The organism is Rhizobium sp. 01T437, from assembly GCF_056398505.1.
Window position 1 is genome coordinate 220070 of sequence record NZ_JBFTPM010000008.1, and the last position, 12144, is coordinate 232213.

General features: G+C 60.6%; 13 protein-coding genes. 6 read left to right on the forward strand and 7 right to left on the reverse strand.

Annotated elements, in window-relative coordinates:
- Positions 1–13: 13 nt before the first annotated feature.
- Positions 14–958 (reverse strand): ACP S-malonyltransferase, encoded by a 945-nt coding sequence (gene fabD / locus AC1DM5_RS18815; protein ID WP_477820190.1) that lies wholly within the window; start codon positions 956–958, stop codon positions 14–16.
- 207 nt (positions 959–1165) lie between these two features.
- Here fabD and AC1DM5_RS18820 point away from each other — a divergent pair, with 207 nt between their 5' ends.
- The 5 genes from AC1DM5_RS18820 to rplI all read left to right on the forward strand — a co-directional run bounded on the left by AC1DM5_RS18820 (position 1166) and on the right by rplI (position 5009).
- Entirely contained in the window at positions 1166–2209 is a 1044-nt protein-coding gene (locus tag AC1DM5_RS18820; RefSeq protein ID WP_477820191.1) for an aldo/keto reductase, read from the forward strand.
- Positions 2210–2561: 352 nt separating this feature from the next.
- Positions 2562–3020 (forward strand): 30S ribosomal protein S6, encoded by a 459-nt coding sequence (gene rpsF, locus AC1DM5_RS18825; RefSeq protein ID WP_477820192.1) that lies wholly within the window; start codon positions 2562–2564, stop codon positions 3018–3020.
- A gap of 12 nt (positions 3021–3032) precedes the next feature.
- Positions 3033–3281 carry a 30S ribosomal protein S18 gene (gene rpsR, locus AC1DM5_RS18830; protein WP_007531286.1) on the forward strand — a complete coding sequence of 83 codons (249 nt, stop codon included), beginning with the start codon at positions 3033–3035 and terminating at the stop codon, positions 3279–3281.
- Positions 3282–3410: 129 nt separating this feature from the next.
- Positions 3411–4409 (forward strand): DUF2232 domain-containing protein, encoded by a 999-nt coding sequence (locus AC1DM5_RS18835; protein ID WP_477820233.1) that lies wholly within the window; start codon positions 3411–3413, stop codon positions 4407–4409.
- 21 nt (positions 4410–4430) lie between these two features.
- Entirely contained in the window at positions 4431–5009 is a 579-nt protein-coding gene (rplI, locus tag AC1DM5_RS18840) for a 50S ribosomal protein L9 (RefSeq protein ID WP_477820193.1), read from the forward strand.
- A gap of 54 nt (positions 5010–5063) precedes the next feature.
- Here rplI and AC1DM5_RS18845 read toward each other — a convergent pair whose 3' ends face one another.
- Genes AC1DM5_RS18845 through AC1DM5_RS18855 form a run of 3 tightly spaced genes read right to left on the reverse strand, consistent with a single transcriptional unit; the run spans position 5064 to position 8283 of the window.
- Entirely contained in the window at positions 5064–6125 is a 1062-nt protein-coding gene (locus AC1DM5_RS18845; RefSeq protein ID WP_477975414.1) for an HlyD family secretion protein, read from the reverse strand.
- Positions 6126–6145: 20 nt separating this feature from the next.
- Positions 6146–7828: an MFS transporter gene (locus AC1DM5_RS18850; RefSeq protein ID WP_477820195.1), complete on the reverse strand. Its 1683-nt coding sequence runs from the start codon at positions 7826–7828 to the stop codon at positions 6146–6148.
- 11 nt (positions 7829–7839) lie between these two features.
- Positions 7840–8283, reverse strand: coding sequence for a MarR family winged helix-turn-helix transcriptional regulator (locus AC1DM5_RS18855; RefSeq protein WP_477975416.1), 444 nt, complete (start codon positions 8281–8283; stop codon positions 7840–7842).
- 345 nt (positions 8284–8628) lie between these two features.
- Between AC1DM5_RS18855 and AC1DM5_RS18860 the strand changes: the two genes are divergently transcribed.
- Entirely contained in the window at positions 8629–10125 is a 1497-nt protein-coding gene (locus AC1DM5_RS18860) for a replicative DNA helicase (RefSeq protein ID WP_477820234.1), read from the forward strand.
- A gap of 25 nt (positions 10126–10150) precedes the next feature.
- Here AC1DM5_RS18860 and AC1DM5_RS18865 read toward each other — a convergent pair whose 3' ends face one another.
- The 3 genes from AC1DM5_RS18865 to AC1DM5_RS18875 all read right to left on the reverse strand — a co-directional run bounded on the left by AC1DM5_RS18865 (position 10151) and on the right by AC1DM5_RS18875 (position 12044).
- A complete protein-coding gene (locus AC1DM5_RS18865) occupies positions 10151–10453 on the reverse strand; it encodes an AzlD family protein (protein ID WP_477820197.1) in 303 nt (100 codons plus the stop codon).
- Positions 10450–11154 (reverse strand): AzlC family ABC transporter permease, encoded by a 705-nt coding sequence (locus AC1DM5_RS18870; RefSeq protein WP_477820198.1) that lies wholly within the window; start codon positions 11152–11154, stop codon positions 10450–10452. The genes AC1DM5_RS18865 and AC1DM5_RS18870 overlap by 4 nt, the downstream gene beginning before the upstream one ends.
- Before the next feature lie 68 nt (positions 11155–11222).
- The gene (locus tag AC1DM5_RS18875; RefSeq protein ID WP_477820235.1) at positions 11223–12044 is read right to left on the reverse strand and encodes an AraC family ligand binding domain-containing protein; all 822 of its coding nucleotides are present in this window, start codon (positions 12042–12044) and stop codon (positions 11223–11225) included.
- Between the last annotated feature and the right edge of the window lie 100 nt (positions 12045–12144).

Sequence of the window (12144 nt, forward strand, 5' to 3'; positions counted from 1 at the left end):
TGAAGTGGGGCAATCAGGCCGTGAGAGCGGCAATGGCAGCGTCGATATCGGCAGGGCCGTTGACCGAGACGCCATTGATAGTCCTGTCGATGCGGCGTGCAAGGCCGGTCAGCACCTTGCCGGCACCGAGTTCATAGAGCGTGGTGACGCCATTTGCGGCGAACCATTCCACCGTTTCGCGCCAGCGCACCTGTCCGGTGACCTGTTCGACGAGAAGTGCGGCGATCTCCTCAGCGTCAGTGACTGGAGCGGCGCGGACATTAGCGATGACAGGCACGACCGGATTGGCCTTCTTCACGCCGGCGAGTGCCTCTCGCATGGCGTCTGCGGCAGGCGCCATCAGCTTCGAATGGAACGGCGCGGAGACCGGCAGCAGGATGGCGCGCTTGGCGCCCTTGTCGGTCGCGAGGCCGGCGGCCTTTTCGACGGCCGACTTCTCACCGGATATGACGAGCTGGCCGCCGCCATTGTCATTGGCGATCTGACAGGAGCCGATCGCTGCGGCTTCTTCGCAGATGGCCTGCACATCGGCATGCTCGAGGCCGATGATGGCGGCCATGGCGCCGACGCCGACCGGCACGGCGGCCTGCATGGCGTTGCCGCGGATGCGCAGAAGTCGCGCCGTGTCGGCGATCGAGAAGGTGCCGGCGGCACAGAGGGCGGAATATTCGCCGAGCGAATGGCCGGCGACATAGGCAACCTTCGCCTTCAGGTCGAGACCCCTAGCTTCCAGAACGCGGATGACGGCCATGGAGACGGCCATCAGCGCCGGCTGGGCGTTTGCGGTCAGCGTAAGCTTGTCCTCGGGACCGTTGAACATGACATCCGAAAGCTTTTCACCAAGCGCTTCATCTACCTCTTCGAAAACGGCGCGGGCTTCCGCAAAATTCTCGGCGAGATCCTTGCCCATGCCGACGGCCTGGCTGCCCTGGCCGGGAAAAGTGAAAGCAACGGTCATTTTTCAGTCCCTCGATAGTGCCCATTGGGCCATTTCGCCTCCAATTGACATTCTTTCTTTCAGAGTCAAGTGGCGGCAGATTCTCTCCAAAGCCTTTCGCCCCAGCGGGAACACCCGGTTTTTCCTCTTGCGCTTCGGCAAATCCAGCCTAGATTTGCGCGGCTCTTCCCAAGCTCTTGCTTTTTCAGATCACGCCCAAGGTTTCCGATGAAATACAATAAATTAGGCCGCACAGATATTTCCGTTTCCGAGATTTGCCTTGGCACTATGACCTGGGGCACGCAGAACAGCGAGGCGGAAGCCCACGAACAGATGGACTACGCCGTCCAAGAAGGCATCAACTTCTTCGATACTGCCGAGCTTTATCCGACCACGCCCGTTTCGGCCGAAACGCAGGGCCGCACGGAAGACTATATCGGCAGCTGGTTCGAAAAGAGCGGCAAACGCAAGGATATCGTGCTCGCCACCAAGGTCGCCGGTACGGGCCGTTCCTATCTGCGTGACGGCGAAGGCGCCGATTCCAAGAACATAAGGCTCGCGGTCGACTCCAGCCTGAAGCGGCTCAAGACCGACTATATCGATCTCTATCAGGTCCACTGGCCGAGCCGCGGCCATTTCCATTTCCGGCAGAGCTGGCACTATGACCCCTTCAAACAGGACCGCGCTAAGGCGGTCGCCAACATGGTCGACATCGCCGAAGCCATGGGCGAGTTGGTGAAGGAAGGTAAGATCCGTGCCTTCGGCCTGTCCAACGAGACGACCTGGGGTATCCAGAAATATTTGACGCTGTCCGAGCAGATGAACCTGCCGCGCGTCGCCAGCGTCCAGAACGAATACAATCTCCTCTACCGCCATTTCGATCTCGACCTGGCGGAGCTCTCCCACCACGAAGATGTCGGCCTGCTCGCCTATTCGCCACTGGCTGCCGGCATCTTGACTGGCAAGTACATCAACGGCGAGAAGCCGGCGGGCACGCGCGCCGCAATCAACGGCGACCTCGGCGGCCGCCTGCAGCCGTTGCAGGAAGCGCCGACGAAGGCCTATCTCGACATCGCCGCCCGCCACGGCCTCGATCCCTCGCAGATGGCGCTTGCCTTCTGCCTGACCCGCCGCTTCATGACCTCGGTCATTATCGGCGCGACAACGATGGCGCAGCTGAAGACGGATATCGGCTCGGCGAATGTGGTGCTCAGCAACGATGCTCTTGCCGACATCGAGAAGGTTCACCGGCAGTATCCGATGCCGCTCTAAGAGGCATCCGGATGCCGATATTTTGAGGGCGCGTGCAATCGCGCCCTTTTTCATTTCCGGCAGGCAGGGATCGCTTTTCATAGTTTCTTGCCCGCTTCCCTTGCCTTTCGCTCAAAAATCCGTATAAGCGCGCCTGTTCGTTAACCCGGTCTTCTGGCTGGTGGCTGAACGGAGGGCCGGTTTGCATTTTGCAAATCGTTCGGAACGGAAGCGTTCCAGCCTCCCGTGTCTCCGCTCTCGACCGTCTCGGAAACGCTTTTCTTGCCTGGCGCTTGTCGCCTCTCAGGAGCAGTCGTTGAGGCTTAGCCGCCGAATATCGGGTTCTGATCAACGCAAGAAAGGCAAAGCTGTCATGGCTCTTTATGAACATGTATTCCTTGCCCGACAGGATATCACGTCGCAGCAGGTCGATGCCCTCGTAGAACAGTACAAGGGCGTGATCGAAGCAAACGGCGGTAAAGTCGGGCGTATCGAAAACTGGGGCCTCAAGTCCCTCACCTACCGCATCAAGAAGAACCGCAAGGCTCACTACGCCCTGATGGACATCGATGCGCCGGCAGCCGCGATCCAGGAAATGGAACGCCAGATGCGCATCAGCGAAGACGTTCTTCGCTACATGACCATCGCTGTTGAAAAGCACGAAGACGGTCCGTCTGCTATGATGCAGAAGCGCGACCGCGACGACCGTGGCCCGCGTGACGGCGGCGACCGTGGCCCGCGCCGCGAATTCGGCGATCGTCCGCCGCGCCGTGACGGCGACTTCCAGCGTGGCCCGCGTCCTGACCGCGCTCCCCGCGAAGACCGTGCATAAGGAGAAATAAGAATGTCTGAATCTTCCTCCGCTCCGGTCCGTCGTCCGTTCCATCGTCGTCGCAAGACCTGCCCGTTCTCCGGTGCAAACGCTCCGCGCATCGACTACAAGGATGTCCGTCTCCTGCAGCGCTACATTTCCGAGCGCGGCAAGATCGTTCCGTCCCGCATCACGGCCGTTTCCCAGAAGAAGCAGCGCGAACTCGCCCAGGCGATCAAGCGCGCCCGCTTCCTCGGCCTGCTGCCGTACGTCGTCGCCTAATTGACTATTGGAGCCCCGGGTCTTCGGATCCGGGGCTTCCATCCCTTCCGCGATGGGCGCGGATCGGAACCTGAAAACCCATGTTGAGGCATCTCCCGGATTGATTCAGGGAAATCCTCTAACTGCTTGATGAAGCAGGACAGCGAAGTGACAAAACTGAACCCGAAAACGCTTGCGATCGGCGCACTCGCCGGATTGACCGCCGCCTTGCTTGTGCTTGGCGCGAGCATGCAGCCGTCGTTCAGTGCTGTCCTCTACGCCGCTTCCGCACTTCCGATCCTGCTCGTCGGCCTCGGCTGGGGCAATCTCGCCGCCATTTCCGCTGTCGTCACCGCTGCTGTGCTCGGCGCGATTGCCATTTCGCCCTCCTTCGCGCTCGTCATGACGCTGGTGACGCTGCTGCCGGCAGGCTGGCTGAGCCACCTTGCGAACCTTGCGCGCCCGGCCTCCGAACTCGGCGGCCCCGACAATCTGCTCGCCTGGTATCCGCTTTCCGATATCCTGCTGCATCTCTGCGGTCTCGTCACCTTTGCCGTCATCGTGACCGGCATCATGATCGGCTACGGGCCTGAAATCACCGACCAGATGGTCGATGTGCTGATGGCCTCGCTGCAGGAGCAGCAGCCGACATTCGTTCCGGATCCCGTCGCGACTGCGCAGACGAAGTCGCTCGTCGTCCTGATGCTGCCGGCCCTGCAGGGCGCCATCTGGGTGGTAATGCTGTTTGCCGCCTACTACATCGCGACGCGCATCGTTGCCGCTTCCGGTAAAGGCCTGCGCCCGCGCGAGGATATTCCCTCGTCGCTGCGCATGAACCGCAATTCGATCTTCATCTTCCTCGCCGGTCTTGCCGCCACCTTCATGGGTGGCATTCCGGCGATGATCGGCGCCACGGTTGTCGGAGCCTTCGGCGCCGGCTTCCTGATGTCCGGCTTCGCCGCGCTGCATTTCCGCACGCGCGGCAAGGACTGGCGCTTGCCGGCCCTCATCCTCTGCTACCTGGCATCCACCATGATGCTGCCAGCCCTTTTCATCCTCGTGCTTGGTCTCGCCGATACCCGCAAGGCGATCGCCCTGACCCCGACCAAGGATGCTGATGCCCCCAAACAACCCGATAGCGAAATCTGAGAACAAGAAAGGAAAAACACCATGGACGTCATCCTCCTCGAACGCATCTCCAAGCTCGGCCAGATGGGCGAAACCGTAAAGGTTCGCGACGGCTTTGCACGCAACTACCTCCTGCCGCTCGGCAAGGCACTGCGCGCCAATGCTGCCAACAAGGCCCGTTTCGAATCCGAGCGCGCAACGCTCGAAGCCCGTAACCTCGAGCGCAAGTCCGAAGCCCAGAAGGTCGCCGACGTTCTCGACGGCAAGTCCTTCATCGTCGTCCGCTCTGCCGGCGAAACCGGCCAGCTCTACGGCTCCGTCGCTGCCCGTGACGTCGTCGACATCCTGGCCGCCGAAGGCTTCAACATCGCTCGCAACCAGGTTCACCTCAACACGCCGATCAAGGCGATCGGCCTACACAAGGTCGAGCTTCAGCTCCATGCTGAAGTTGAGATCAACATCGAGCTAAACGTTGCCCGTTCCGCTGAAGAAGCCGAGCGTCAGTCCAAGGGCGAAGAACTCACCTCTGTCGACGCCATCTACGGCGTTGACGAAGACGCCCTGCGTCCGGAAGACTTCTTCGATCCGGAAGCCGACGGCCTCGACGAAGACGAAGCGTAATTTCTGTCTTCAGACAGAACGGAAAGCCCGGCTCCCGCCGGGCTTTTTTGTTGTCTAATTTTCTGCCGTCTGTCGCTGCGGTTCGGCGCTCTTGTCGACATGGACGACGACCGAGAGCCCCGGGGCAAGCTCGGCGATTTCCTGACCGTCGTCGATGCCGATCCTGACGCCGACACGTTGCGCGATCTTGATGAAATTACCGGTCGCATTATCAGGCTTGATGACCGCGAATTCGGAGCCGGCCGCGGGCGAGAAACGCTCGATATGTCCCTTCAGTTCGCGCCGGTTGAGCGCATCGACCGAGATCACGACAGGCTGGCCGACCTTCATGCCGTCGAGCTGCGTTTCCTTGAAGTTAGCGACCACCCAGACATCATCGGGCACAACAGCCATCAACTGCGTGCCGGCAGCGACATACTGGCCGATCCGCACGCCGACGTCACCGAGATGGCCGTCGCGCGGCGCGGCAATCGTCGTGTTCTGCAGGTCGATTTCGGCGAGATGAACGGCTGCCTCGGCGCCGGCGACATTTGCCTCCAGCGAAGCTCTGCTGACGATGATGGTGGCAAGGTTCTGCTTGGCGACCTCCAGAGATGCTTCGGCTTGATGGACGGACGCCTTTGCCTGGTCCAGCGTCGATTGCGCCTGTTCGGCTTCGCTGGTCGAGGCAATGCCGCGGTCGCCGAGGTTCCGGATGCGGTTGGAAGCAAGTTCGGCACGCTTCAGCGCCGCGTTGGCGCTGTCGATCTGTGCCTCGGCCGAATTGATACTCGCCTTGGCTGAAAGCTCCTGCTGGTGCGAATTGGCAAACGAGGCTTTCTGGGCATCGAGCGTTGCACGCGCCTGCGCTACCTTCTGGGCGTAGATCCGGTCGTCGATCCTGGCGAGTACCGCTCCCTGCTTGACCTGCTGGTAATCCGCGACAGGCACATCGACGACATAACCGCTGACCTGCGGGCTCATCAGCGTCACGTAGCCGCGCACATAGGCGTTGTCGGTGGTCTCGACCGAAGTGACGAAAGGCGGCAAGCGCCAGGCGTAGAGAATGAGCAGGACGCCGGCAGCGCCTGCGAAAAGCGTGATGATGGTGGCGGGAGAGCGAAGAAACTTGAACATGGCTGTCACTCGATAGGATTTCAGGGCTGCACGGCCACATCCGGTTGCGCGAGAAGCGGCCGGATGAGCCTGTCAAATGCGAGGTGAAGGAGAAGGATCGCCAGGCCGGCGGCCGAGGCGATGAAGATGACGTAGAAAGCGTCGTTGTAAGCGAGGATATAGGCCTCGCGCGTCACTTGCTGCGACAGCAGCGAAAGTCCCTCCGCATTCAGGAGCGTCTTGTCGGTGATGATCTTGCCATAGGCGCCGGCGAGTTGCTGGACGCGTTGCGCGACGATCGGATTCGTCAGCAGGATATGCTCGGCCAGCGCATTGGAATGAAACTTCTCGCGGATCGTCACGAAAGTGCCGAGCACGGCGGACGCGAAGAGCGAACCGATGCTCTGCGTGAACAGGAAAATGACAAGGAAATTCACGACATACTGCATGCCCTTGGCAAGCACGGCGCCGAAGCCTTTCGACATGACGGGCGGCAGGAACATGGCGGCGCCCGCGGCCACCATCGCCTGGCTGAGATACATCTGTTCCGGCCGGGTCAGGCTCGTCGACTGGCTGTCGAGCCAGGCCCCCGACGCAATCAGCACCAGCGCCAGGAAATGCGCCGTCTCGACATAACGGGTCAGCATCAGGAAGGAGCAGAAAAGGCCACCGGCGATCGATGCCAGCAGGATCACTCCATAGAGGTGAACGGTCTGATCGTTGAGGAGCCCGAGCTGCTGGTAGAAATTGGCTGATGTCGTCGACTGTTCCGAGGAGACGAAGCGAAAGAGCAGCAGGACGCCCGCCATGCGCAGATTGGGGCCTGACAACATCCAGCCGAGGTCGATCATCGGGTTCTTGCGCGGAATCTCGATGAGGCACATCAGCATTAGCGCGCCGATTGCGACAGCCAGCACGGCGCCGAGCCAAGGCGTTTCCAGCCACCAGTAAAGCCGCCCTAGCGAAAGGACGATCGCCAGGCAGCCGAAGCCAGTCGCCAGCAGCAGATAGCTGAGGATGTCCAGTGCCTGGATCACCTTGGCACGCGGCGGGGCTGTCAGCGGCAGGATATAGATGACCGGCAGCGCGGTCAGCGCCAGCGCCATTTCAAAGGTGTAGAGCGCGCTCCAGCCGCCGAGATCGATTAGCGCCGGAGAGATGATGCGGGCGAGCGGCGCTGAAAAGAGCGTGTTCATCAGCGCAAGGCTCAAGCCGAGCGACAGCTTCTTTGCCGGCGGAAAGGCTTCCAGCATGTAGAGGAAGCCGATGGTTGAGAGCGGTGCGGCCGCCATGCCGCTGACGGCGCGGATGACGATTGCCGAATGCAGGTCTGTCACCAACAGATTGAGGATAGAGGCGATGACGAAGCAGATGATCGAGAATTCGGCGAAACGGCGCAGCCCATATTGGGTGCGGATCTTGAACAGCGCGATCGCGAAGCTCGCATAGGGCGCCATATAGGCGGCCGAGAGCCAGGAGATCTCCGTCGTCGTGGCCGAGAAGGATCCCTGCAACTGATAGATATTGGCCGTGACGAGGTTCATGCCGAGGCCCTGCGTCAGGAAGAACAGCACCGAAGAGGCCATGTAGAGTGCCATCCTCCAGCCTGGCATCGACTGCGGGGCCAGCGCCGGCTGAGGCGCGTTCGTCGCCTGCTCCGGCTCGGGTGCAGCCTGAACGATATTGTCGTTTGCCGTTTCCTGAACTGTTCGCGCCACGCTCATCCCACACTCCCTCAGTTGGCGCGCACGGTTTGCAGATTGGCCTGCATATGTCTGACAACATCCAAGGCGGTTCTGAGGTCAGCCTCGGAGATGCCGGCGAGGATCTGATTGCGGATATCCCAGGCGAAATCCTCGAACTCTTCGGCGGATTGCCTGCCGGTTTCGGTCAGGTAGATCTCCTTGGCGCGACGGTCCGACCCGGCCACCCGGCGCTCGACGAAGCCCTGCCCTTCCATCGTATCGAGGATGCGCACCAGCGTCGGTGTTTCGAGCTCCAGCTTGTCGGCAAGCTCTTTCTGGCTGATGCCATCCTTCCTGTTCAGCATCAGAAAGACGCGAATGCGTGGAAGCGTCATGCTTTTCTCTTTTACCAGTGCATCGAACACAGCCCGCAACTTGCGGCTGAAAGCGGAGATGTCTTCGACCAGTTCGCGTCCAAGAACTTTATTCGTCACGTTTTCAATCCAATTGATTAGTGCACTAATTATATACGTGCTTATATTCCAAAAGAGGCCTTTTTTCAAGCTGTTCATTGCCGGGCTTTTTTGCTGCGCCATCGAATCAAGGGCGCTAAAATATCGAATGCTGGACCGACGAAGTGAGTCGCCAAAAGCGGCGTGTCTCCTAGGTGACAGTCAGGATATTTTCTCCTCAGCGGATCTGCCGACTGTGGAGAAGTCGAAGAACGTGCACAGCACCGCCGATTTGACGACCGCCTGAAAGCAGTTGCTGCGCGACACTTGATTTTATGCGGCCCGCCCTGCAAATCCGAGTTTTGGAAAAAGACAGTACGGATGACGATGAACGAAGCTGCACGAAAGATTGCCGCGGTTGCTCCTGCAGAGCAGCACTATCGCGAAGCGCCGAACAACATCGAGGCCGAACAGGCGCTGCTCGGCGCCATCCTGATGAACAACGACGCCTATTACCGCGTCTCGGACTTCCTCAAGCCCACGCATCTTTATGAGCCGCTGCACCGGAAGATCTTCGAAGTCGCCGGCGACATCATCCGCATGGGCAAGATCGCCAACCCGGTCACGGTGAAGACCTTCCTGCCGGCCGACGAAAAAGTCGGCGACATCACCGTTTCGCAATATCTCGCCAGCCTCGTCACCGGCGCCGTGACGATCATCAATGCCGAGGACTATGGAAGGGCAATCTATGACCTGGCGATCCGCCGTGCGCTGATCACCATTGGCGAGGATGTCGTCAATATCGCCTATGACGCGCCGCTCGACATGCCGCCGCAGGCGCAGATCGAAGATACCGAGCGCCGTCTTTTCGAGCTTGCCGAAAACGGCCGCTACGATGGCGGCTTCCAGGCCTTCAACGATGCCGTAGCGCTCGCCATCGACATGGCGGCCGTTGCCAAGGAACGCGACGGCGGCCTCTCCGGCATTTCCACCGGCATCCATTCGCTCGATTCCAAGATGGGCGGGTTGCAGCGTTCGGACTTGATCGTGCTTGCAGGACGTCCCGGCATGGGCAAGACCTCGCTTGCGACCAACATCGCCTACAACATCGCAGCCGCCTACGAAGGCGAAGTGCAGTCCGACGGCAGCATGAAGGCCAAGAACGGCGGCGTCGTCGGCTTCTACTCGCTCGAAATGTCGTCCGAACAGCTCGCCACGCGTATCATCTCCGAGCAGACGGAAGTCTCTTCCTCGAAGATCCGCCGCGGTGACATCAACGACGCCGATTTCGAAAAGCTCGTCGCCTGCTCGATGATGATGCAGAAAGTGCCGCTCTTCATCGACCAGACCGGTGGTATTTCGATCGCCCAGCTTTCGGCGCGTGCTCGCCGCCTCAAGCGCCAGCGCGGCCTCGACGTGCTCGTTGTCGACTACGTGCAGCTGATGACCGGCTCCGGCAAGTCCAACGAGAACCGCGTTCAGGAAATCACCCAGATCACCACGGGTCTGAAGGCGCTCGGCAAGGAACTGAACGTTCCGATCATCGCGCTCTCCCAGCTCTCGCGTGCCGTCGAAAGCCGCGAAGACAAGCGTCCGCAGCTTTCCGACCTTCGTGAATCCGGCTCGATCGAGCAGGACGCCGACGTCGTGCTCTTCGTGTTCCGCGAGGAATATTACGTGAAGAACATGGAACCGCGCGATATCCATGATCCGAAATATCCGGAATGGGAAGTACTGTTCGACAAGGTGAAGGGCACGGCAGACGTCATCATCGCCAAGCAGCGTCACGGACCGACCGGCACGGTGAAGCTCGCCTTCCAGGCTGAGTTCACGCGCTTTGCCGATCTCGCCGATCCGTCCTTCACACAGTATGAGGAACATTGACGCGGGTTTTTCGCGTCAATTTCTTTCAGAAACCTGCTGCCCGCAACATGGCCACTGTCGCGACGCCGATGACAACGCTTGCCAGCATCGGCAGGCGGCGCGCGGCAATAGCCGTTGCCGCGCATGCCAGCGTCTCCGCCCAACCAGTCGCAAAAGCGGTCGGGGCAATGACGGCCATCAACACCGCGGGTGGAATGGCTTCGATTGCCGTTCTCCTGTTCTCGTCAATTTCCACATAGCGGATCAGCACGAGGCCGCTGATACGGGTGAAGATCGTCGCGACAGCCATTGCGAGGATGGCGAGCAGTGTATTGAGATCAAGTGTCATGCCGCTTGTTCCCGCATCCTGCCTCTCCAGAGAGCCATTGCCAGCCCTGCCAGCGCGCCGGCTGCGATGTACCAGACACCTGGCACGAACTCGTGGACCACAACGGCCGCAATCCCGCTTGCGGCGAGAACGGCGCCGGTTTCCGGTCCCTTCCAGAAACCCATGACCAGCACGATGAAGACGGCCGGAAAGGCGAAGTCGAGCCCGATGACGGCGGGATCGCCGAGAAAGGCGCCGAGCAGCGCACCTGCAAGCGATGAGCCGACCCAGGTGAGGTAGAAGGGCGTGACGATGCCTGCATACCAGGCCGGGGTCAGACGCGTGCTGCCAGCGCGGAATTCCGCCATGGCCCAGAGCTCATCGGCGAGGAAGAGCATGGCGATATAACGCTTGATGCCTGAGAAAGACTGCATCTTCGTGCCGATCGACGCGCTCATCAGTACGTGGCGGATATTGACCAGCAGGGCCGCGAAACCGACACCGATCCAGCTTGCCGGATGCGTCCAGATATCCATCGCCACGAATTGCGAGCCGCCGGCAAAGACGAGCGCGCTCATCAATGTCGTTTCCGGAGCCGAGAGGCCCTTGGTGGCCGAGACTGCGCCGAAGACGAGCCCGATCGGCAGGACCGCGACGATCAATGGGAAAATGGCTCGCATTCCGGCAAGAAATTCGCCGGCTGGCCGGCTTCGCTGCAACATTGGCAACCTCCGCATCAAGATGGCGGAGAGGTAGCCGAACCATGGAAGCCTGTATTGAACGAAAGTGATTAGCCGACGCGGAACTGGCCGGGGGTGACGCCGGTGCGCGATTTGAAGTGGCGGGTGAAATGCGCCTGATCGGCAAAGCCGCATTCAACGGCGACATCCGCCGGCATGCGGCCCTCCCTCAGCAACCGACGAGCGACGAGCACGCGCCGATCGGTCAGGAAGGCATGCGGGGTGATATAATATTCCCTGCGGAAGGCGCGGATCAGATGGGCGCGGCTTAGCCCTGCCACCTTGGCCAGTTCCTCAAGGCCGACATCGCTGTCGAAATTCTCGGTGAGGTAATCGCGGGCGCGGCCGACAGCGCTGCGCTCCTTGGTGTCGACGGGTAGGACGATCGTGCTGCCATAGCGGGCGAAGATCGCAGCCAGCACCGAGAACATGCTTTCATCGGATTCCAGCGCGCCCGCCCCACTTTCAAGCGTGCGGTGGGCAGTGTGGAAAGCTTTGGCAAGTTGCGGATCGCGCGGCAGCGCTCCCGCAAAGGACGGCGTCGCGTTGAAGGCCTTGCCGGTGACATCCTCCAGTATGTCGATGAAGAGCTTCGTATCCGGATAGATCATCCGATAGCGATACCCCTCGCCGCCGGGAGTGCCATCGTGGACGACACCGGGATCGATCAGATAGAGGTCGCCCGGACCGGTCTCTTCCCGCCTGCCGCGCACCGTGGCGATCTGGCTGCCGCTTTCGATCGCGCCAATGCTGAAAGTGTCGTGGGCATGCGGGGCATATTCATGTGTCAGAAAGCTCGCACTCAGGCACTCCATATCGCGGAAGCGGCTGTCCCGCCAGAAGCGGGCCGATTCCACCTTGGCGAGCGGCATGGCGTCTGCCGCCTCTTTCTGCGAAACGTTCTGCATCCCGCCAGATTAGCGCGCTGGCCACCCTACGTCTTGAACAAAAGTGATCGCATGTGGGAAAGGC

Excerpts from the sequence above, each read along its gene's own strand:
- AC1DM5_RS18860 (WP_477820234.1), top strand. The coding sequence starts at position 8,629 with ATGAACGAAGCTGCACGAAAGATTGCCGCGGTTGCTCCTGCAGAGCAG.
- fabD (WP_477820190.1), bottom strand. The coding sequence starts at position 958 with ATGACCGTTGCTTTCACTTTTCCCGGCCAGGGCAGCCAGGCCGTCGGC.
- AC1DM5_RS18870 (WP_477820198.1), bottom strand. The coding sequence starts at position 11,154 with ATGTTGCAGCGAAGCCGGCCAGCCGGCGAATTTCTTGCCGGAATGCGA.
- rplI (WP_477820193.1), top strand. The coding sequence starts at position 4,431 with ATGGACGTCATCCTCCTCGAACGCATCTCCAAGCTCGGCCAGATGGGC.
- AC1DM5_RS18820 (WP_477820191.1), top strand. The coding sequence starts at position 1,166 with ATGAAATACAATAAATTAGGCCGCACAGATATTTCCGTTTCCGAGATT.
- AC1DM5_RS18875 (WP_477820235.1), bottom strand. The coding sequence starts at position 12,044 with ATGCCGCTCGCCAAGGTGGAATCGGCCCGCTTCTGGCGGGACAGCCGC.
- rpsF (WP_477820192.1), top strand. The coding sequence starts at position 2,562 with ATGGCTCTTTATGAACATGTATTCCTTGCCCGACAGGATATCACGTCG.
- AC1DM5_RS18835 (WP_477820233.1), top strand. The coding sequence starts at position 3,411 with ATGAAGCAGGACAGCGAAGTGACAAAACTGAACCCGAAAACGCTTGCG.
- AC1DM5_RS18865 (WP_477820197.1), bottom strand. The coding sequence starts at position 10,453 with ATGACACTTGATCTCAATACACTGCTCGCCATCCTCGCAATGGCTGTC.
- AC1DM5_RS18845 (WP_477975414.1), bottom strand. The coding sequence starts at position 6,125 with ATGTTCAAGTTTCTTCGCTCTCCCGCCACCATCATCACGCTTTTCGCA.
- AC1DM5_RS18850 (WP_477820195.1), bottom strand. The coding sequence starts at position 7,828 with ATGAGCGTGGCGCGAACAGTTCAGGAAACGGCAAACGACAATATCGTT.
- rpsR (WP_007531286.1), top strand. The coding sequence starts at position 3,033 with ATGTCTGAATCTTCCTCCGCTCCGGTCCGTCGTCCGTTCCATCGTCGT.